Annotated in this window: 13 protein-coding genes; 5 read left to right on the top strand and 8 right to left on the bottom strand. The window is 73.2% G+C overall.

The window, feature by feature from the left end:
- Positions 1 to 293 precede the first annotated feature (293 nt).
- Both A8711_RS17120 and A8711_RS17115 read left to right on the top strand, forming a co-directional pair.
- Positions 294 to 1,706 (top strand): glycosyltransferase family 2 protein, encoded by a 1,413-nt coding sequence (locus A8711_RS17120; protein WP_069088803.1) that lies wholly within the window; start codon positions 294 to 296, stop codon positions 1,704 to 1,706.
- Positions 1,707 to 1,796: 90 nt separating this feature from the next.
- Complete coding sequence (locus tag A8711_RS17115; protein WP_069088802.1) at positions 1,797 to 3,020, top strand: glycosyltransferase; 1,224 nt, start codon at positions 1,797 to 1,799, stop codon at positions 3,018 to 3,020.
- 250 nt (positions 3,021 to 3,270) lie between these two features.
- Here the strand turns inward: A8711_RS17115 and A8711_RS17110 are convergent, their stop codons facing one another.
- From A8711_RS17110 to A8711_RS17085, 6 genes are all read right to left on the bottom strand, one after another.
- Positions 3,271 to 5,061: a substrate-binding and VWA domain-containing protein gene (locus A8711_RS17110; RefSeq protein ID WP_069088801.1), complete on the bottom strand. Its 1,791-nt coding sequence runs from the start codon at positions 5,059 to 5,061 to the stop codon at positions 3,271 to 3,273.
- Positions 5,062 to 5,145: 84 nt separating this feature from the next.
- On the bottom strand, positions 5,146 to 6,423 hold the full coding sequence (locus A8711_RS17105) for a serine/threonine-protein kinase (RefSeq protein ID WP_069088800.1): 1,278 nt from the start codon (positions 6,421 to 6,423) through the stop codon (positions 5,146 to 5,148).
- A 293-nt stretch (positions 6,424 to 6,716) separates the two neighbouring features.
- Positions 6,717 to 7,277, bottom strand: a complete 561-nt coding sequence (locus A8711_RS17100) for an NADPH-dependent FMN reductase (protein ID WP_043329859.1) — start codon at positions 7,275 to 7,277, stop codon at positions 6,717 to 6,719.
- A gap of 11 nt (positions 7,278 to 7,288) precedes the next feature.
- The gene (locus tag A8711_RS17095; protein ID WP_069088799.1) at positions 7,289 to 8,227 is read right to left on the bottom strand and encodes an ROK family protein; all 939 of its coding nucleotides are present in this window, start codon (positions 8,225 to 8,227) and stop codon (positions 7,289 to 7,291) included.
- 8 nt (positions 8,228 to 8,235) lie between these two features.
- Positions 8,236 to 8,589 (bottom strand): DoxX family protein, encoded by a 354-nt coding sequence (locus A8711_RS17090; RefSeq protein ID WP_030500471.1) that lies wholly within the window; start codon positions 8,587 to 8,589, stop codon positions 8,236 to 8,238.
- Positions 8,590 to 8,680: 91 nt separating this feature from the next.
- On the bottom strand, positions 8,681 to 9,112 hold the full coding sequence (locus tag A8711_RS17085) for a type II 3-dehydroquinate dehydratase (protein WP_069088798.1): 432 nt from the start codon (positions 9,110 to 9,112) through the stop codon (positions 8,681 to 8,683).
- Positions 9,113 to 9,444: 332 nt separating this feature from the next.
- Here A8711_RS17085 and A8711_RS17080 point away from each other — a divergent pair, with 332 nt between their 5' ends.
- The 3 genes from A8711_RS17080 to A8711_RS17070 are packed head-to-tail and all read left to right on the top strand — an operon-like array spanning position 9,445 to position 12,468.
- Positions 9,445 to 10,608, top strand: coding sequence for a DegT/DnrJ/EryC1/StrS family aminotransferase (locus A8711_RS17080; RefSeq protein ID WP_069088797.1), 1,164 nt, complete (start codon positions 9,445 to 9,447; stop codon positions 10,606 to 10,608).
- Complete coding sequence (locus A8711_RS17075) at positions 10,605 to 11,735, top strand: Gfo/Idh/MocA family protein (RefSeq protein ID WP_069088796.1); 1,131 nt, start codon at positions 10,605 to 10,607, stop codon at positions 11,733 to 11,735. The genes A8711_RS17080 and A8711_RS17075 overlap by 4 nt, the downstream gene beginning before the upstream one ends.
- A 37-nt stretch (positions 11,736 to 11,772) precedes the next feature.
- Positions 11,773 to 12,468: an HAD-IA family hydrolase gene (locus A8711_RS17070; protein ID WP_064445417.1), complete on the top strand. Its 696-nt coding sequence runs from the start codon at positions 11,773 to 11,775 to the stop codon at positions 12,466 to 12,468.
- A gap of 63 nt (positions 12,469 to 12,531) precedes the next feature.
- On the opposite strand, the gene A8711_RS17065 is transcribed toward A8711_RS17070, so the two are convergent.
- Both A8711_RS17065 and A8711_RS17060 read right to left on the bottom strand, forming a co-directional pair.
- Entirely contained in the window at positions 12,532 to 16,233 is a 3,702-nt protein-coding gene (locus tag A8711_RS17065) for an amino acid adenylation domain-containing protein (protein ID WP_069088795.1), read from the bottom strand.
- 127 nt (positions 16,234 to 16,360) lie between these two features.
- Positions 16,361 to 20,044 carry an amino acid adenylation domain-containing protein gene (locus A8711_RS17060; protein WP_069088794.1) on the bottom strand — a complete coding sequence of 1,228 codons (3,684 nt, stop codon included), beginning with the start codon at positions 20,042 to 20,044 and terminating at the stop codon, positions 16,361 to 16,363.
- Positions 20,045 to 20,650: the final 606 nt, after the last annotated feature.

The following is a 20,650-nucleotide window of genomic DNA, read 5'->3' as shown; positions in this document are numbered from 1 at the left end:
CATCGGGGTACTTCTTCGGTGCTGCCACGGACGACTTCCTCCCCCACGGCCATCAGACCATGGTCAAGAAGCTCCATAAAAGCGGGGGCGGCTCAGGCTGATCTAACCCGCTGCTTCCTGTCGCGGCTGCTGCTCCTGCGCGTGGGTGGGTTCCGGTCGGGCGGCGACTGTCGTGTCGGGACAGTGCACCCCTATAGACCCCTATTGATGCGTAGTGATGTCGTTGCGGAGCGTTATCGTCTGACGGTGTCGCCGCCCTCTGACGGCAAGATCGTCTGACGGAGAGGATCGCCATGTCGCTGCCCACCAACGCTCCGGCGCTGAGCGTGGTGATGCCGACCTACCAGGATCCGCAGTGCCTCGCGCTGACCCTCAGGGCGCTGACCCGGCAGACGCTGCCGCCGGAACGCTTCGAGGTGATCGTGGTCCGGGACGGTGGCTCGTCCGACGGGTACGCCGAGGCGCTCGCCGAGGGCGCCGGTCTCCGCCTGCGCGTGCTGGAACTCGCCGAGCGCAAGGGCCGCTCCGTCGCCCGCAACGAGGGGGCGCGCCGTGCCTGCGCACCGCTGCTGGTCTTCCTCGACGCCGACTCGTGGGCGGTGCCCGACCTGCTGGAGCGGCACCTGGCCTGGCACAGCGTGCCCGGCAACGCGGCGGTGCTGATCGGCCGGCGGGACGAGATCGGCCTCGCTGACCTGCCGGCAGTGCTGGCCGGGGAGTCGCACGCGGTCGCACGCGCCTTCCCGCACGGCGGCGACCTTCGGTTCGCCACGGGGCTTCCCGACGACGGGGGCGAGTGGCTCCGGGCCGGCTGGGTCATCGCCTACACGCACAACATCTCGCTGTCCAGCGCGCACTTCGCGCAGGTCGGTGGCTACCGCGAGGCGTTCGGTCTGAGCTACGGCGTGGAGGACGTCGAGTTGTTCTACCGCGTCGACCGCAGCCTCCCCGACGGCGTCAACTTCGGCTACGACGACGACGCCCGGGTCGTCCACCTGCCGCACCACAAGAACATCACCCGCAACTGGATGGAGATGAAGGCCAACTTCCAGCAGGCGGCCCGGCTCTATCCGTGCCTGGAGTGGGAGTTCCTCACCGCCGTCATGGGGTACGAGGCGATCCGGCGGATCCTGCACTATCGCGCGCTCATCGACGAGTGCGTCGAGCGGTCGGCCTGCGCCATCGGCCCCGCCGCCGCGCGCCTCGCCGGCCAGGTGCGGGGGCACCGCACGCTCTGGATCGGCACCGGCCGCGCCGATTCCGGGTTGCCCGCCTCGGCGTTGACCTTCGACTACGCCGCACCCATCGGGCGGACCAACTTCCACCTGCTCGGCGTCGCCCCGCCCATGCCGCCGGGCAGCCTGGACGCGGTGATCAGCGTGGACTTCTGGCGGTACCTGCTGTGGCCGGAGCTCTGCCAGTTCATCTCGGCCTCGCTGCTGCTGGCCGGCGAGGTCCACCTGGTCGCCACCGCCGACTCGACGCCGGGGATGTGCGCCGCCGACCCGCAGACGCTGGACTACCTGCGCCAGGCGCAGGCCGCGGCCTGCGCGGCCGAGCTGCGCGCGGTCGAGGGGCTCGGCCACGTACTGATCCTGCGGCCCCTCCGACCCGCGCCCGGCGCCGCGCGCCGGGTACCCACTCAGACCGCCGCCAGGGCGCGACCCGCTGCCCTGGTGCCGGGGCGCTCCACGACGCGGGGATAGCAGATCGACGGTGCGGCTAGGCCCGACAACGCTGTCGGGCCTGGCCCAGCCGCGCCCGGATCCGGCGTAAAAGACGGAAAGGCGAGTATTATGCGCGTACTGCTGTCGACTCTCGGGTCGCGTGGCGATGTCCAACCACTGGTGGCGCTCGCGTCGCGGTTGACGGCCCTCGGCCACCAGGCCCGCCTCTGCGCCCCGCCCGACTTCGCCCGCTGGGTGGCCAGCTTCAGGATTCCCTTCGTGCCCGTCGGCCCGCCCTGGCGCAGGTCGGCGGCGCCCAGGTCGCGGGCCGCCGTGCCAAAACCCTCGCCCGCGCAGGTACGCAAGTTCGCCGAGTCCTCCATCGGCATCCAGTTCGAGGTGCTGTCGGCCGCAGCCCGGGACTGTGACGTCCTCGTCGCGTCGACGGGCCTCCAGATCGCCGCCCGCACCGTGGCGGAGAAGCGCGGCATCCCGTACGTCTTCGCGGCGCTCTGCCCGGCGGCCCTTCCCTCACCCCACCACCCTCCGCTGCCGCTGCCGGTGCTCGGGGAGGTCCCGGCGCCCGCGTCGGCAGACAACAGCGACCTGTGGGCCGCCAACCTGCGGCACGTCAACGACACCTTCGCCGCGCCCCTCAACGCGCTGCGGTCGGCGGTGGGGTTGGGCACGGTCGACGACGTCAGCGACCACATCCACACCGACCGGCCGTGGCTGGCCGCCGACCCGGCCTTGGCACCCTGGCCGGAGGTCGCCGATCCGGCCGTCTACCAACCGGGCGCCTGGCTCCTGCCCGACAAGCGGGCCCTGCCCGCCGAGCTGACGGCCTTCCTGGACGCCGGCGGGCCGTGCGTCTACGTCGGATTCGGCAGCGTCGCCGCACCCCCGGGTCTGCTGGAGACGGCCGTGCGGGCCGTGCGCGCGGTCGGTTGCCGGCTGGTCGCCTCCCGGGGCTGGGCGCCGCTCTCGCCGGTCGACCGGTCCCCCGACTGCCTGGTGGTCGGCGAAGTGAACCAGCAGGACCTGTTCCGGGAGGTGGCCGTGGTGGTCCACCATGGCGGCGCGGGCACCACGACCACGGCCGCGCGGGCCGGGACGCCGCAGGTCGTCGTACCGCAGGTGTACGACCAGCACTACTTCGCGCGCCGGGTGCCCGCGCTCGGCATCGGCACCGCACACCCCGGCTCCGTGCCGACCGTCGAGTCACTGACCGAGGCTCTGGGCGCCGCGCTGCGGCCGGAGGTGGCCGCCCGCGCCCGCGAGTTCGCCGGCGTCGTACGCACCGACGCGGCGCAGGTCGCCGCGGAGCGGTTGGTCGTCGCACCGGGAGCCTGATCGGTGAGGCGACGCTCCAGGTACTGCGGGGGCGGGTCCGGCTGGTCGCGCCGGATCAGCCGTGGACCGGTGGGGAGGGCGACCTGCTGGTCATCCCGGAGGCCCGGCACTCGTTGTACGCCGAGGTTAGGGCGTCGGCGGACCGGACCGGTGTCGGGGTGCTCCCTACTCCGGCCGGCGCTGTTCACCGGCGGGGCTGCGGAGACCGTCGGTCGCGCCGCGGGCTCGTGGCGAGCGGCGCGCGACGGCGTCAGAAGCTGCTGACCAGCTTCACGAACGCTTCGTCGATCTTGGCCGGATCGGTCGCGTCGAAGGCCTTGCCCGATGATGCCTTGGCGATCCGGTCCAGGGTGGCGAAGTCCGACTCCCGGTCGAAGGCGATGCAGAACACCTTCACCGGACGCCGCGGGTCGAGGGCGACCTCGGCGAGCAGGCCGGCCAGGTCGTTGTCCTGCCGGTACTCGTTCTTGCCGTCGGTCAGCACGACGATCGCGTTGATCCGCTGCGGGTCGTACCGGTCGAGCAGCTCTCGGTGTGCGGCCCGGACCGTCGCGTAGAGCGCGGTGCCGCCGTCGACGTGCAGGCCGGCGATCTTGCTGTTGATCCGCTTCTGGTCGAACTCGCCGAGAGGGATCTCCTCCCGGTAGGGGCTCTTCGGCCGCTTCCGGGTCTCCGAGGAGAACGACCAGAGACCCACCCGGTCCTCGGTGTTGAGCAGCGCGAGGCCCTTGCCCGCCGCTGCTGAGGCGACCTGGAAGCGGGTGCGGGTGCCGACCATCGCCTGCATGGACCCGGACGTGTCCAGGGCTATCAGGATGTTGGCCTTCTTGCGGAGCGTCCGCCAGCCGTCCAGCATCGCGCCGACCACCTGCGGGTCCGGGGGCTCGAAGTAGCTCAGCCCACCGGTGGGCTCGGCGCCGACGTTGGCGAGCAGCTCCGCCGAGGCTCGGCGCTCGTGGTCCCGGAAGCCGAGGCGGGCGAAGCTCTCCTGCTGGGCGTCCTCGGTCAGGAAGGCCAGGAAGTCGGTCGCCGCCGCCCGCTGCCGCTCGTCGGCGGAGGGCAGCACCACGAACGGGTGGTCCAGGTTGAACGTGCCCTCCTTGGGGTGGACGGCGACCAGCGGGACGTTCGGCCTGCGGCCCCGCTCCTGCCCGTCCTGCCGAGGGCTCAGCGCACCCGTGTTGTAGAGGTCCACGAGTTCCTCCTGGAGGACGATGGCGCTCATGTCGTCCGTACTGCCCGCGCCGCCCGCCAGGTCCGCCTCGGCGAGGCTGCGCAGCAGGTCCACCGAATCGTCGCTGTAGTGCGACACATTGGCCTCGATCCGGCGGACGAACTGGGTGACCGCGGGGTCGGCAAGGTCGGACCGGGTCAGGTCGCTGGACCGTTGCACCGCCGCGTAGTAGGTGGCGATGGTCGCCGCCAGCCCGGAGGTGGACAGGTTGGGGTTGTCCTTGCCGAAGGTGAAGCGGCCCCACTCCGGCTTGCCGAAGCCCGCCCACCCGTCCCGCCCGGACAGGCCCAGGATCTCCCCCCAGCCCAGCGGCCCGCGCCGGCGTATCAGTTCGGCCTTGGGCTGCGGCATCGCGATCACCAGTGGGCTGTTGGCGATCGACGGGTAGCGGTCCGGGGTCTGCGGTGCTCGCCCGGCGGCTTGGTCGAGCAGCCGGAGCTGGCCGGTCCACAGGCTCGACGTCGGCAGCCAGACCTGTGGTCGCGGCAGGCCGGTGTGGGTCCAGCCGGTGGCCAGCGCCTCGGCGGCCTGGCCCGAGTTGAGCGCGCTGACGTGCACCTGGGCGCAGCCACCGCCGTCGATCGACCGGCTGCTGCGGTTGTAGCGCTCGGCCAGGTCGACCAGCAGCGCCGCCTTCTCCGTCGACGAGTTGACCTGGAGGGTGGTGGCGCAGTCGGTGCGGGGCACCTCGCCGCCCGCATCGCGCTGCTGGACGAACACGAACGCCCCGGCGATGACCACCAGCCCGGCGGTGACGGCAGCGGTGTAGGGCAACCACTGCCGCGTGCGGGTAACGGATGGGGTCATCGGGGCGTCCTCCTCGGCGGGCGGCTGGTGGCCGTCAACCTATCGATCCGGCGCCAGCCGGCGACCCGGACCCCTGCCGCGGCGTCACGGGCGGTCGGACCGCCCCCCGACCGCCGTAGCGACCAGCAGCCGGACCAGGTAGACCACGACGAAGGCGACCGCCCCGACTGCGGCGGCCGGGCCGATCGCGCTCGACGCGACGTAGCCGGCGGCGGCGCCGGCCGAGCCGAGGAAGAGCGCTGTCGAGATGCCCCAGGCGTCGAGGGCCTCACGACGCAGTCGCCGCAACGCGCCGCCGGACCCGGCGCCGACGCCGGGCTCCGTCGCCGGCAGGTACGCCGGCTGGGTCGTCATCCGTGGGTGTGCCGGCTGCGTCGGCCGGGCCTGGGTCGGCTGTGGCTGTGGCTGCGTCGGGCGCGGCTGCGGTGCCGTCGGCGTGATCCGGGGAAGGGGATGGTTCGGCGTCGGCGTGCCCGCGGTCTCGTTGCCGACCTCGAGCAGGCTCTCCCGACGTAGCGGCACGGTGGCCGTGGCGTCCTGCCGCAGCAGCCGCACCAGCACCTGCTCGGCACCCGGCCGATCCGCCGGATCCTTCGCCAGGCACTCCCGGATCAGCTCGTCCAGCACCGGAGGCAACGCCGGCAGGTCGGGCGGATCGTGCAGCACCCGGTGCATCACGGCGAAGAGCGAATCATCGCCGAAGGGTGGCCGGCCACCGGCAGCGAACGCGATCGTGGCCGCCCAGGCGAAGACGTCGCAGGGCGGACCGACCGCGTCGTTGCGGAACCGCTCGGGTGCCATGTACGCGGTGGTCCCCATGACCCGGCTGGACGCCGTCTCGGTCACGCCCAGCGCGCGAGCGATGCCGAAGTCGATCACCCTAGGGCCGTCCCTGCCCAGCACCACGTTGTCCGGCTTCAGATCGCAGTGCACCACGCCGGCACTGTGGATCGCGGCGAGCGCGGTGACAGTGCCGACCGCGAGCCGGTGCAGGGCGTTACCGGTCACCGGGCCGCGTTCGCGGACGTGCCGGTGCAGGGTCGGGCCTTCGATGAACTCACTGACCACGTAGGGACGCTCGCCGTCGACCTCGGCGAAGAGCACCTGCGCGGTGCAGAACGGAGCGACCCGGCGCGCGGCGGCGATCTCCTTCACGAACTGCGACCGCGCCCGTGGATCAGTCAGATCGACGTTGACCATCTTGACCGCGACGCGGTCACCAGCGTCGTCCTCACCGAGGTAGACGACCCCCTGCCCACCCGCGCCCAGCCGGCCGAGCAGCCGATACCGGCCGGCGGTGACCGGGTCGTGCGTCCACAGCTTCGCCAATCCTGGCACCGGCGTGCCGGCCAGTTCTGACATCCCGACTCCATCAGTGTCGTGCCCGGCCACCGGCGGCGCAGGGCACGGCCATCGTGTCATGCCGCAGCGACGACAGAGGACAGCCGATCATGGGTGGAGGCCACCGCCGCCGGTGGTCTCGCGGTGGCGGTCGCCGCACTGCGCGGGCCGGCCCGGCCTACGACGGCGGGCGTCCCTCCAGGGTGTCCCTTCGTCCTCCGCCGTGGCCGGCGCGAACTCGTTTCCCGCCGTGCCGTGCCAGCGGGTCGATGCCGGTGCCCGACCCCGGTCGCCGACGCGCAGCCGCAGCGGCGTCAGGCCCGGCGCAGCGTCCGCAGTGTGCCGGCCCAGGCGACCACCTCGTCGAGCATGGTGCCGAGGGCCTGCTCGTGGTGCGCGGCCGGCCGGAAGTCGCGGAAGTTGACGAAGTCGGTCGTCAGAGAGAGCGCGACCTGGGAGCGGACGTCGGCGACGCCGAGCTGCCCGAGAACCAGCCGCAGGTGCTCCGCCGCCCGGGTGCCGCCGTGCACGCCGTAGCTGACGAGGCCGGCGGCGGCGTGCTGCCACTCCTGGTAGAGGAAGTCGAGGGAATCCTTCAGCGCGCCCGGGATGGAGTGGTTGTACTCCGGCGTGACGAAGACGAAGCCGTCGAACCCGGCCACGGTCGCCGCCCAGCGGCGTACGGCCGGGCGTCGCGACGGCGCCATCGACGGCGGCAGCACCTCGTCGAAGTGTGGCAGGGCGTAGTCGGCGATGTCGACCAGTTCGACAGTGGCGTCGCCCCGCTTGGCGGCGACGTCGCGCACCCAGCGGGCCACGGCGTCGGCCTTGCGGCCGGGTCGCGTGCTGCCGACGATGACACCGATCCTGACCATGCTGCTCTCCTCTAGGCGATGGGGACGGGGCGCGCGGGAGCCGGCGTGCCGGTCAGGTCACGAGCCAGCTCCACCGCGCCGTGCAGGGACGACAGCCCGCCGAGGGCGGCGGGACGCACCGGTGGCGCCGGGCGCCCGGGCCGGCCGGCGCGACGTGCCCGTTGCGCGACGAGCGGCACGAAGCCGGGCAGGCCGGCGGCGAACCCGCCGCCCACGATCGCCAGCGCCGGATCGAGGATCTCGCCGAGGCTCACCACCGCCGCCGCCAGCGCCCGGCAGCTCTCCTCGACCGCAGCCACCGCCCAGGGCTCGCGCCCGTCGAGTCCGGCCCGTAGGTCGTCGAAGCCCACCTCGCCGCCCCGGCGGGCGGCGGCGCGGCGCAGGGTGGCGGGGCCGGACGCGACGGACTGGAGGCAGCCGTGCCGGTCGCAGTCGCAGCGCTCACCGTCGAGGGCGACGACCATGTGGCCGATCTCGGCGGAGGACCGGCCCGGCACCGGCCGGCCGGCCAGCACGACGCCGCCGCCGATCCCGGTGCCGACGCCCAGGTAGACCACGTCGTCCGCGCCGGCGCAGCGCGCCTCGGCCAGGGCGGCGAGATCACCGTCGTCGGCGACGGCGGTCGCCGCGTCGGGAAAGAGGCGGCGCAGCGCGCCGGTGAGGTCGAGGCCCGCCCAGCCGGGGCGCCCAGGCCAGGTGGTGACGATGCCCCCGGTGTCAGTGGTCGCCGGCATGGCCACCCCGACCGCGTCCACCGGCCCCCACCGGTCGAGCAGCCGGTCCACCTCGACGGCCAGCACCGTCAGGTCGTCGGCCGGGTCGGCGGCCCCCCGGGGCCAGCGGAAGGTCCGGTCGTACGCCGGCCGCCCGGGTGCCTCCGCGTGCAACGCGACCTTGGTGCCRCCGACGTCGATGCCGAGGACGCCGCCGTGGCGCTGCGGACCGGACACGGCCGGCCTCAGCCCAGCCGCACGTGCAGGTAGACGAGCGCCAGGGCGGCGACGGCAAAGATCACCGGCGTCAGGATCGTCGCGGCCGGGTCCTTCGCCCGGGCGTGGTAGACGACCGCGCCCGTCATCTGCAGGGCGAGACCGATCGCCGCCGCGATGCCCAGGGGCGGCCAGAGCAGGCCGAGCAGCAGCCCGGCGACCGCGGCGAGTTCCAGCACCCCCAGCACGCGGGTCAGCCCCGGCGAGACGCCGAGGTGGTCCATCCGCTCGCGCATCTGTGCCTGCCCGGTGAGCTTCGGCACGGCGGTGCCCGCGAACACGGCCGCGAGGACGAGGGTCAGGACGAGGACGGGAATCTCCACGTGAGGTCCTTCGGGAAGAGTCGGGACGTGCGGACGACCGTACCGCCGGCACGCCGGCGCCCACGGCACCGGACGGCGAGGTGCCCGGTCGTCATCGGACGGTCGCGGTGAGGGCGCGCGCGGCCAGCCGGTAGCCCAGCGCTCCGAGCCCGACGATCACCCCGCTGGCCAGCGGGGCGATCACCGAGTCGTGCCGGAAGCTCTCCCGCGCCCACACGTTGGACAGATGCACCTCGACGAAGGGCCGGGGGTAGTTGGCCAGCGCGTCGCGCAGGCTCCAGCCCGCGATCATCAGGGCGCCCGGGTTGACGATCGCGCCCACCGTGTCGTAGCTGTTCTGGATCTTACGGATCAGCGCACCCTCGCAGTCGTGCTGCTCGGCGACCACACCCCAGCCCCGGGCGGCGACCTCCTCGCCGACGGCGCGTTCGATGTCGTCCAGGGTGTCGGTGCCGTAGATCTCCGGTTCCCGCCGGCCGAGAATGCCCAGGTTCGGGCCGTTCAGCAGCAGCACGTCCGACACGCTTCACCTCGTGGGGCACGGCCCTGGTCCCGCAGAGCCTGATGACTGGTCACCGCAGTCTTACTACGCCGACGGCTCCCGGCGAACCGGCGGCGCCCGACGCACGGCGGACTAAGGGGTGGCTAGGGGCTGTTAGGGGCGGTGACCGCGTATCCGCGTCGGTTACCGTCCTCCCTGCTGAAGCGACGCCGCCGGCTCCAGACGGAGGCGTCACGTACCGCGCGGCCATCCGCTGCTCCGCTGCGCCCGGCCCGCGCACCGGCGGTCTCGGGTCGTCCCGCCCGATGGTCCGCCCAAGCCCCTGGTCTGCCCGAGTTGGGAAGTGGGAAGTCATGAGTGGTCAGCCCTCGACGGTGTCCGAGTTCCCCGAGTGGCCGCAGTACGGCGACGAGGAGCGAACCGGACTGATCCGCGCCCTCGAACAGGGTCAGTGGTGGCGGATGGGCGGCAGTGAGGTCGACTCCTTCGAGCGGGAGTTCGGTGACTACCACGGCAGCCCTCACGCGCTTGCCGTCACCAACGGCACCCACGCGCTGGAAGTCGCGCTGGAGGTGCTCGGCGTCGGCCCCGGTACGGAGGTGATCGTCCCGGCGTTCACGTTCATCTCGTCCTCGCTGGCCGCGCAGCGTCTCGGCGCGGTCGCCGTGCCGGTCGACGTCGACCTGGACACCTACTGCGTCGACCCCGCCGCCGTCGAGGCCGCGATCACCCCCCGTACCAAGGTGATCATGCCGGTGCACATGGCCGGGCAGTTCGCCGACATGGACGCGCTCGACAAGCTCGCCGCCGACGCCGGGGTGGCTCTGCTGCAGGACGCGGCACACGCCCAGGGCGCGCAGTGGCGCGGCCGGCGGGCCGGCGCGCTCGGCTCGGTGGCCGCCTTCAGCTTCCAGAACGGCAAGCTCATGACCGCCGGCGAGGGCGGAGCGGTCGTCTTCCCCGACGAGGAACTGCGCGAGCGGGCATTCCTCGTGCACAGCTGCGGCCGGCCCCGCACCGACCGCGAATACCTGCACAGCACCACCGGCTCGAACTACCGGATGAGCGAGTTCACCGCCGCTGTGCTACGCGCCCAGCTGACCCGCCTCGACGAGCAGATCGCGCTGCGCGAGCAGCGCTGGCCGCTGCTGTCGAGCCTGCTCGCCGAGATCCCGGGCGTCGTGCCGCAGGCGACCGACCCCCGCACCGACCGCAACCCGCACTACATGGCGATGTTCCGTATCCCCGGGATCGGCATCGAGCGTCGCCGTGCCGTGGTGGACGCGCTCATCGCCCGGGGCGTCCCGGCGTTCGTGGCGTTCCGGGCGATCTACCGGTGCGAGGGCTTCTGGAAGGCCGGCGCGCCCGACGAGTCGGTAGAGGAGATCGCGGCCCGCTGCCCCAACACCGAGCAGATCCACTCCGACTGCCTCTGGCTGCACCACCGCACGCTGCTCGGCACGGAGCAGCAGATGCACGAGATCGCCGCCGTGCTCGCCGACATCCTCGCCGGATGACGGCCCGGCCCCCGGCCGCGGCCGGCCGGCCGGTGCGGGTCGCGGTGGTCGGCCTCGGCTGGGCCGGGCGGGAGATCTGGCTGCCCCGGCTCGCCGCACACCCCGGCTTCGAGGTGGTCGCCGTGGTCGACCCGCAGCCCGTGGTGCGCGATCAGGCCCGCGACACGCACGCCGTCGCGTCCGCGTACGCCGACGTCGAGGACCTGCCCGCCGGAACGGTCGACCTGGCGGTGGTCGCCGTACCGAACCACCTGCACGCGGTCGTCGCCGTCCGGCTGCTGCGCCGGGGCGTACCGGTGTTCCTGGAGAAGCCGGTCTGCCTGACCTCCGCCGAGGCGGGCATCCTGGCCGACGCGGAGCGCGACGGCGGCGCGGTGCTGCTGGCCGGCAGCGCCGCCCGTTACCGGGCCGACGTCCGGGCGCTGGCCGACCTGACCGGTGAGCTGGGCCCGATCCGGCACGTCGATGTGGCCTGGGTTCGCGCCCGAGGGGTGCCCGACGCGGGCGGCTGGTTCACCCGCCGCGACCAGTCCGGCGGGGGCGCGCTGGTGGACCTCGGCTGGCACCTGCTCGACACGGTGCTGCCGCTGCTCGGCCCGGCCCGGGTCACTCACGCGATCGGCAGCGTCTCGGACGACTTCGTCAACGACAGCGCCGCCCACGCCGCCTGGCGCGGCGGGGCCGACACCGCAGGCCACGTTCCCGGCGACGTCGAGGACACCGCCCGGGGGTTCCTGCTCACCGACACCGGCGCCTCCGTCGCCCTGCACGCCTGCTGGGCCTCGCACGAGTCGCTGGACCGCACCACCGTCACCGTGCACGGCGCCGCGGGGTCGGCGACGCTGCGCTGCACGTTCGGCTTCAGTCCCAACCGGGAGCCCACGCCGGTGCTGACGCGTACCCGCGACGGCCGGACCGCGCGGCTGCCGCTGCCCGGGGAGCCGATCGGCGCGGAGTACGACCACCAGCTCGACGCCCTGCCCGGGCTGCTCGCCGACCCGGCCGCCCGGGGCGCGGCCGTCGCCGAGGCCCGCCGGACCATCGACATCATCGAACGGATCTACCAGTGCGCCCGGCCCACCCGGCCGGAGCGCCAGCACGCACTGGTGGGCCATCGCGCCGGGTGAGAACCACCGTCGGCCCCAACCCCTTCCGGGAGCAGCCATGAGCCGTCCATCGTCCACAGTCGAGGTGACCCCGCCGTCGCCGGCGCGCGGCCCGATCCGCGCGGTCGTGTTCGACCTCGACGGCGTCATCGTCGACAGTTCGGCCGTCATGCGTGAGGCGTTCAGCATCGCGTACGCCGAGGTGGTGGGCGACGGGCCGGCACCGTTCGAGGAGTACAACCGGCACATGGGCCGGTACTTCCCGGACATCATGCGCCTGATGGGGCTGCCCCTGGAGATGGAGGGGCCGTTCGTCCGCGAGAGCTACCGGATGGCCCACCTCGTGCCGCTCTTCCCCGGCGTCCGGGAGACCCTGGAGACCCTGCACTCGCGTGGCATCCGGATGGGGATCGCCACCGGCAAGGCCGGCCCGAGGGCCCGCTCCCTGCTCGACCAACTCGGCGTGCTGGGCCTCTTCGGCCAGGTGATCGGTTCCGACGAGGTGGCCCGTCCCAAGCCTGCCCCGGACATCGTGCTCCAGGCACTGGGCAACCTCGACGTGCCGCCGCACGAGGCCATGATGGTGGGCGACGCGGTGATCGACCTGCTCAGCGGCCGGGACGCCGGGGCGACGGCCGTCGCCACGACGTGGCACGGCGGGGACATCGCGGCGCTGCTCGCGGCCGGCCCCGACCTGGTCGTGCACGCCCCGGCGGAGTTGCTGGCGCACTGCCCGGCGGCCCTCGTCCACTGACCCGGACCGGAGCGCGCCGGGCTGCTCACGTGAGCAGCCCGGCGCGCTGCCGCCAGGCTGTGGTCAGCGTGTGTCGCTGACCGCCTCGGGGCCGGCTTCCAGGAAGCGCAGCATGCCGGTGGCCAGGATCTCGGCGGCGGGGGCCGGGACCAGGTCGGTACGGATGGTGACCCGCAGGAGGACACTCTCGTCGCCGGGCAGCACCTCGGCGACGCAGGCACCGGACCACTCCCGGGCGTACGGTTCGACGACCTCCTCGGTCCGGCAGCCGGGCAGGTCCAGCGGGAGGACGAGGTTGTCCTGGTAGGCGAACGAGGGCAGGCTGTTGATCACCTCGCGGGGCAGGTCGAGGACCGGGTCGTCGGTGACCATCTCCAGGAAGGAGACGTCCTGCGCGGCCATCAGCTCGTCCGCGGTCTGCTGGAGGGCGCGCATCAGGTCCTTCTCCGGGCCGCCGAACCGGACCCGGAGACAGTTGCTGCTGATCCTGCTCGTGAACGCGGAGTCGAGGACGCGGCTGCCGCGCTGGGCGACGATCATCAGCAGGGCGATGTCGTCCTGCTGATGGATGGCGCGCAGCGCCGAGGCGTAGGCGGCGGCGAAGTAGGTGGAACGGCTGAAGCGGTGTTCGGCGGCGGCCCGGTCCCAGCGCCGTACCAGCTCGGGCGGGACGGCGACGATGTGCCCGGTCTTGGGGCCCCAGGTCGGGGTCTGTTCCAGGATCTCCTGCGGCCGGCCTTCGCCTTGGCGGGGTAGGTCGCGTAGTTGTTCGCGCCAGTAGGTTCGTTGGGTTTGCAGGTCGGCGGCGTTGCGGAGGCGGGTGTATTCGTCGTGGGACTGGTGCAGTGTGGGTGCGGGGTGGGTCCAGGTGGGTTTGTGGCCGGTGTGTCGTGCGGTGTAGGCGTGGGTGAGGTCTCGGACGAGTAGTCCGTATGACCAGCCGTCGAAGGCGATGTGGTGGATGCCGATGCCGAAGAGGATTCGGTTGGTGGTTTTGTTTCGGATCAGGGCGGCGCGCCAGTTGCGGCCTTGGGTGTAGTCGAGGGGTTGTTGTACTGCTTCGGCGAGTTGGTCGAGGGCGTCGTGTTCGGTGGCGGCGTCGGCGAGGAGTCGTAGCTGGGGCATGCCGGGGTTGGGTGGGATGATTGCGGTTGGTGGGTCGGTGCGCCGGTAGCGGGCGTGTAGGGCCTGGTGGCGGTGGTGGAGGTCGCCGAGGGCGGCCATGAGGGCTCGCAGGTCCAGCTCACCCTCGATCCACCAGGTGGTCGGGCAGACCAGTTCGAAGGGGAGCACGACGCACTTCGCGACGGACGGGGTCAGCGGGACGGGCTTCGACGGGCCGGGACGGCCGGTGACGGACGGCGCCGGCTCGGCCCCGGGGCGGCGGGGGGCGGTGGCGAGCCAGCGGGCCAGCCCTTGCGGGGTGGGGGTGCGGTGGATCTGCGAGACGGGCACGGCGACGTCGGCGGCCTCGTCGAGGGCGACAGCGACGGCGGCGGACTGCAGGGAGGTCCCGCCGAGGTGGAAGAACCCGTCGAGTGCTCCGACCCGGTCCAGCCCGAGCACCGTCGCGAAGATCCCCGCGACGAGGCGTTCGGAGTCGGTGGCCGGTTCGGTGTACGGCACGTCGAGGTCGGGACGGCGCGAGCCCGGCTCTGGTAGCGCCCGCCGGTCGATCTTGCCGGTGCCGCCGGTGGGGAACCGGTCCAGGACCATGATCACGGCGGGGACCATGTAGGGCGGGAGCACCGCGGCGGCGTGTGCCCGCAGGTCGGCGGTGACGGGGGCGCGGCCGTCGCGTCCGGTGACGTAGCCGACGAGCCGGGCGGTGCCCTGGTCCTCGCGACGGGTGACGACGGCGGTGCCGACGTCCGGGTGTTGTTCGAGAGTCGCCTCGATCTCACCGAGTTCGATCCGGATGCCGTTGACCTTGACCTGGTGGTCCATCCGGCCGAGGATCTCCAGCGCTCCGGCGGCGTTCCACCGGCCGAGGTCGCCGGTGCGGTAGGCGGTCCCGCCGCCGTACGGGTCGGTGACGAACCGCTGGGCGGTCAGTTCAGGGCGGTTGAGGTAACCGTCGGCGACGCCGGCGCCGGCGATGAGGATCTCGCCGGGGACGCCCATGGGGACGAGGTCGAGATTGGCGTCGACGACGCGGATCTGCCGGTTGGGCATGGGTCGGCCGATGGGCACGTACGCGCCGGGCCAGCCCTTCGACGCGTCGTACCAGGTACAGGCGACGGATGCCTCGGCGGGCCCGTACGCGTTGATCAGGCGGGCACCGGCGGCCGTCCAGCGGTGCGCCATGCGGGGCGGAATGGGTTCCCCGGCGAGGGTCACGCACGTCAGGCTGGGGCAGTCGGCGGGATCGACGGCGGCGAGGTTCGTGGGTGGGCAGAACGCGTGGGTGGCCTGCTCCTTGGCGATCAGCTCCGTCAACCGGCGGGCGTCGAGAAGATCGTCGCGGGAGCTGACGACGACGCGGGCACCGGAGGTCAGCGCGGTGTAGATCTCGCCGAGGGCCACGTCGAAGACCGGGGAACAGGAATGGAGCATCCGGCTGTCCGGCCCGACCGCGCACTCCTCCCGCATCCAGGTGACGAAGTTCGTCAGGTGCTCGTGGGTCAGCACGACGCCCTTCGGTGTCCCGGTCGAGCCGGACGTGTAGATCACGAACGCCGGCCGGGAGGGTGCCACCACCGGCAGGTCGGCCGCCTCGGCCGCCGTCACGGTGGGCCAGTCGGCATCGAGGGCGACGACCCGTACGCCGTCAGGTCTGGGGACACGCGGGGCGACCTCGCCGACGGTGAGGACGACCCGGGCGCCGTGGTCGGCCAGCAGCATCCGCATCCGCTCCGCCGGCCAGGACACGTCCATCGGCGTGTACGCCGCCCCCGCCCGCAGCACCGCCAGGGTGGCGACGAGCGTCCACATGCTGCGGTCCAGCGCCAGCGACACCACGTCCCCGGGCCGTACGCCCATCGACCGTAGCCGCGCGGCCAACTCCCCCGAGCGGCGGGCCAGCTCCGCGTACGTCAGCACCTCCCCGGCGGCGACGCCGGCCACCGCGTCCGGCGTGCGTCGCGCCCATTCGAGCACCAGCTCGTGCAGCGGCGCACCCGGCACCGGGCGGGCCGGGCCCCGGCCCCACGCGAGCAGCCGCTCGCGCTCGGTCGCGCCCAGCAGCGGCAGCGCGCCCAGCGGCACCCCGGGTTCCCGGACCCCGGCCGACAGCAACGACACGGTCTGGTCCACCAGGCCCCGCACCCAGTCCGCCGAGAAGCCGTCGGCGGCGTAGTCCACCCGGAGCGCCGACCCGTCCCCCGCGACGGTCACCACGATGTCCACGTCCACCACGTCCGGCCCCACCTCGGCCACCGGGGCGTCCACCAGCCCGACGACCACCGGCCCCGCCGCGCCCGCGCTGTGCGCGACCGGTCCGGCCAGCGCCGTGGCCACCCGCGACGTCAGCTCGCCGAAGCCCGGTTCGTCCGCGACGTCGACCCGCAGCACGCCGCCCGACGACAGACCGACCGCCACCTCGGCCTGGCCGGTGTACCGGGCCAGCACCCCCAGCAGACCGGCCAGCAGCACCGCGCCGGGGGAGCGCGCCCCCGCCGGGACGGGCAGGTCGACCCGCCGGTACGCGGAGGCCGCCCGGGCCGGCCACGCGGCCGGCCGGCGCAGGTCCCCCATCAGGTCGAGGATCTCGAAGCCGGGCCCAGCGACATCCGTGGTCTGCGCACCGACGATTCCGACAGACATTGAGCCAGCCTCCGATCAGGGCCGGCGCCACCCAGAGGGGTGCGCCGGAAGGGACAACCACGAACTCTCGGGACAACGGGCCGCGTGCCACGCGGCGACGAGCGGTCCGGTACGCAGGGGCGGACGGTCAGCCGGCGGTGGGCGTACCCGCCGGCCCGTCTTCGAGGAAGCGCAGCATGTGGTGGTTCAGCTCCTCGGCGAAGCTGTACGGCAGGTAGTCGGTGCGGATGGTGACGCGCAGGAGAGCATGGTCGACGCGGGGCAGCACCTCGACCGTGAGCCCGTTGGGCACCTCCCGGGCGTACGGGTCGACGACCTCCTCGGCCCGGCAGCCGGGCAGCTCCAGCGGCACCACCACGTTGTCCTGGAACACGAACGTCGGCAGGCTCGCGACCACCTCGCCGGAGAGCCCGGCGGCGGGATCGTCGGCGGTCTCCGCGAAGGGAACGTCCTGGGCCCGCATGAGATCGCGGATCGTCTCGTCGACCCGCAGGACCAGCTTGTCGTCGTGCGGCCCGTCGAAGCGCACCCGCACGCAGTTGAGGTTGAGCCGGGTGGTGAACGCGGAGTCGAGGACGCGGCTGCCGCGTTTGGCGACCACCATCAGCAGGGCGATGTCGTCCTGCTGATGGATGGCGCGCAGCGCCGAGGCGAAGGCCGCCACGAAGTAGCTGGAGCGGCTGAAGCGCTGGTCGCGGGCGGCCCGGTCCCAGCGGTCGAGCACCTCGGGGGTGACGGTGACGGTGTGGCCCGCCTTCGGTCCCCAGGCGAGGGCCTGCTCCAGGGGCGCGGTGGCCGGGCCTTCGCCTTGGCGGGGTAGGTCGCGTAGTTGTTCGCGCCAGTAGGTTCGTTGGGTTTGCAGGTCGGCGGCGTTGCGGAGGCGGGTGTATTCGTCGTGGGACTGGTGCAGTGTGGGTGCGGGGTGGGTCCAGGTGGGTTTGTGGCCGGTGTGTCGTGCGGTGTAGGCGTGGGTGAGGTCTCGGACGAGTAGTCCGTATGACCAGCCGTCGAAGGCGATGTGGTGGATGCCGATGCCGAAGAGGATTCGGTTGGTGGTTTTGTTTCGGATCAGGGCGGCGCGCCAGTTGCGGCCTTGGGTGTAGTCGAGGGGTTGTTGTACTGCTTCGGCGAGTTGGTCGAGGGCGTCGTGTTCGGTGGCGGCGTCGGCGAGGAGTCGTAGCTGGGGCATGCCGGGGTTGGGTGGGATGATTGCGGTTGGTGGGTCGGTGCGCCGGTAGCGGGCGTGTAGGGCCTGGTGGCGGTGGTGGAGGTCGCCGAGGGCGGCCATGAGGGCTCGCAGGTCCAGCTCACCCTCGATCCACCAGGTGACCGGGACGACGACCTCCAGCGGCGACATCAGGCACTTCGCCACCTGCTGCGCGAGCGGGACCGGTCCTGGGCGCTGCCGGGCCTGTCCCGCGGTCGAGCCGGTGTCCGTACGGCGGGGGGCGGTGGCGAGCCACCGGGCCAGCTCGTGCGGGGTGGGGGTGCGGTGGATCTGCGAGACGGGCACCACCACGTCGGCGGCCTCGTCGATGCCTGCGGCGACGGCGGCGGACTGCAACGACGTGCCGCCGAGGTGGAAGAAGCTGTCGCGGGCGCCGACCCGCTCGATGCCGAGCACGCTCGCGAACACCTCCGCGACGAGGCGCTCGCCCTCGGTGGCCGGCTCGACGTACGGCACGCCGAGGTCGGGGCGCTGGGCGCCGGGTGCGGGAAGGGCACTCCGGTCGATCTTGCCGGTGCCGCCGAGGGGGAAGCGGTCGAGGACGACGACGGCGGCGGGGACCATGTAGCTCGGCAGGTGGGCCGCGGCGTGATCGCGCAGATCGCCGGTGGCCGGGGTGCGGCCGTCGCGCCCGGTGACGTACGCGACGAGCCGGGCCACGCCCCGGTCCTCGCGGCGGACGACGACTGCGGTCTCCACCTCCGGGTGCTGGGCGAGGATGCTCTCGATCTCGCCCAGCTCGATGCGGATGCCGTTGACCTTCACCTGGTGGTCCATCCGGCCGAGGATCTCCAGCGCGCCGGCGCTGTTCCACCTCCCCAGGTCGCCGCTGCGGTAGGCGAGCCCGCCGCCGTACGGGTCGGTGACGAACCGCTGGGCGGTCAGTTCGGGGCGGTTGAGGTAACCGTCGGCGACGCCGAAGCCGGCGATCAGGATCTCCCCGGGAACCCCGGCCGGCAAGAGGTCGAGGTTCGCGTCGACGACGCGGACCTGCCGGTTCGGCATCGGCCAGCCGATCGGCACGTACGCGCCACCCCACCCGGCCGACGCGTCGAACCAGGTGCACGCCACGGCGATCTCGGCCGGCCCGTACGCGTTGACCACCCGCGTGCCCGCCGTCAGCCACCGCTGGGCCAGCCGCGGCGGGACGGCCTCGCCGCCGAAGATGACGCAGCGGAGGCCGGGACAGGCGGCCGGGTCGAGCGGGGCGATGTTGGTGGCCGGTCCGAACGTGTGCGTGACGCCCTGGGTGTTGACGAGGTCGGTGAGCCGGCGCGCGTCGAGCAGATCGTCGCGCGGGCACACGACGACGCGGCCCCCGCCGGTGAGCGCGGCGAAGATCTCCCCGAACGCGGCGTCGAAGACCGGTGCCGCCGAGTGCAGCATCCGGCTGCCGGGGCCGATGGCGCACTCGCCGGTCATCCACGCCAGGAAGTTCGCCAGCCTCTCGTGTGACAGCACCACGCCCTTCGGCGTGCCTGTCGAACCCGACGTGTAGATGACGAACGCCGGCGCGTCCACCGGCACCGCAGGCAGATCCGCCACCGCACCGGCCGGTACCGCGGGCCAGCCGTCGTCCAGCGCCACCACCGTGACCCCGTCCCCGGCGGGAATCCGGGCCGCTACCGCACCGACCGTCAACACCACCCGCGCGCCGTGGTCGGCCAGCAGCACCCGCATCCGCTCCGCGGGCCACGACACGTCCATCGGCGTGTACGCGGCACCCGCCCGCAGCACGCCCATCGCCGCCACCAGCGACCACAACCCGCGCTCCAACGCCACGGACACCACGTCACCGGCACGGACACCCACCGACCGCAGGTACGCCGCCAGCAGCCCGGACCGGCGATCCAGCTCCCCGTACGTCAGCACCTCGTCGCCCGCGACACCCGCCACCGCCTCCGGCGACCGCCGCGCCCAGCTCAGCACGAGCTCGTGGATCGGCTCACCCGGGATCTCCCGCACCGGGCCGCGCCCCCACGTCAGCAACCGCTCCCGTTCCGCGGCGTCCAGCAACGGCAGTCGCGACAGGGCGACCTGCGGCGCCGCCGTACCGGCGGAGACGAGCACCACCACCTGAGCCACGAGTCCCCGCACGAACTGCGCGGAGAATCCCTCCACCGCGTAGTCCACCCGCAGCACGGACCCGTCCGCCGCCACGCGCACCACCATGTCGACGTCCACCACGGCCGGTCCCGTCTCCGCCACCGGACCGTCGGTGAACTCCACCGCCACCGGGTCCGGCCGGTCCGGGCCCGTCACCGGCGCCGTCCACGCCAGTCCCACCCGCGCCGCCAACTCCCCGAATCCCGGGTCGCCCGAGACGTCCACCCGCGCCACCGACCCACCGGCCGGGGCCAGCCCGAGCACCACCTCGTCCTGGCCGGTCCAGCGGGCCAGGACCGCCACGAGCCCCGCCACCACGACGTGCCCGGCCGGTGTCACGCGCGACGGCCAGGCGGGAAGCACCCGGTGCACCGAGGCCGCCCGCGCGGGCCACACCGCCGGCCTCCGCAGGTCCCCCACGAGTTCCAGAGCAACCGCGCCGTCCGCGGCCTGGGCGCCATCGAACCCGACAGACAACAGCTCGACCTCCGATCGAAAGGGGACGACCGAAAGGCTCAGGGCCGCGACGATCGGTCAGCCGGGATGCCGTACGCCGGACGGCGGGGGTTGGCGCGAGGCGCGTCGACGGGCGGCACCGCTCGCGGGCCACCCGATCCGGTGCGCTGAGAGTGGCAACGACGAGCCGACGGGGCCCGACCATACGAAGCGCTGTGCAGTGACGTACACCCCTAGAGATCGGCACGTCGACCCCTAGCGCATCAGCCGGAGATCTCCTCCCCGGGCAGGCCCGGGACGTTTCGGCGGTGCCCGCCGGCCGCGTCGGGGCCGGGCCGGCGATGTGAGCTGGCAGGGGGCGTGGCCGTCGGAATCCGGGCAGTCGACAGCGCGGGCTGCGACAGCGCCGTCCGGCGACTCCAGCCCTTCTGAAGAACAGCTTTTCGGTCAGCCCGAGTCGATGGTCCCGCTAGGAGTATCGGCGGCCTCGGCGGCGAAAGAGCCGTCCGCGTTCGCCTGTCTGGCCCATCCCGGGGCAGTGCATAGTGACTATGATCTTTCGATCATGACGCCGGTCGGTGGCTGGAAACTCAACCGCTGACCGGCGGTGTGCACCTCGCCGCCGCA

It is taken from the genome of Micromonospora sp. II, assembly GCF_001709195.1.
Classification (GTDB): domain Bacteria; phylum Actinomycetota; class Actinomycetes; order Mycobacteriales; family Micromonosporaceae; genus Micromonospora; species Micromonospora chalcea.
The sequence above is the reverse complement of the archived record's forward strand: the minus strand, read 5'-3'. Positions and strand labels throughout refer to the sequence as shown.

Coding starts and splice junctions, on each gene's coding strand:
- A8711_RS17100 (WP_043329859.1), bottom strand. CDS start 7,277: ATGGTCAGGATCGGTGTCATCGTCGGCAGCACGCGACCCGGCCGCAAG.
- A8711_RS17080 (WP_069088797.1), top strand. CDS start 9,445: ATGAGTGGTCAGCCCTCGACGGTGTCCGAGTTCCCCGAGTGGCCGCAG.
- A8711_RS17075 (WP_069088796.1), top strand. CDS start 10,605: ATGACGGCCCGGCCCCCGGCCGCGGCCGGCCGGCCGGTGCGGGTCGCG.
- A8711_RS17115 (WP_069088802.1), top strand. CDS start 1,797: ATGCGCGTACTGCTGTCGACTCTCGGGTCGCGTGGCGATGTCCAACCA.
- A8711_RS17110 (WP_069088801.1), bottom strand. CDS start 5,061: ATGACCCCATCCGTTACCCGCACGCGGCAGTGGTTGCCCTACACCGCT.
- A8711_RS17070 (WP_064445417.1), top strand. CDS start 11,773: ATGAGCCGTCCATCGTCCACAGTCGAGGTGACCCCGCCGTCGCCGGCG.
- A8711_RS17105 (WP_069088800.1), bottom strand. CDS start 6,423: ATGTCAGAACTGGCCGGCACGCCGGTGCCAGGATTGGCGAAGCTGTGG.
- A8711_RS17120 (WP_069088803.1), top strand. CDS start 294: ATGTCGCTGCCCACCAACGCTCCGGCGCTGAGCGTGGTGATGCCGACC.
- A8711_RS17065 (WP_069088795.1), bottom strand. CDS start 16,233: ATGTCTGTCGGAATCGTCGGTGCGCAGACCACGGATGTCGCTGGGCCC.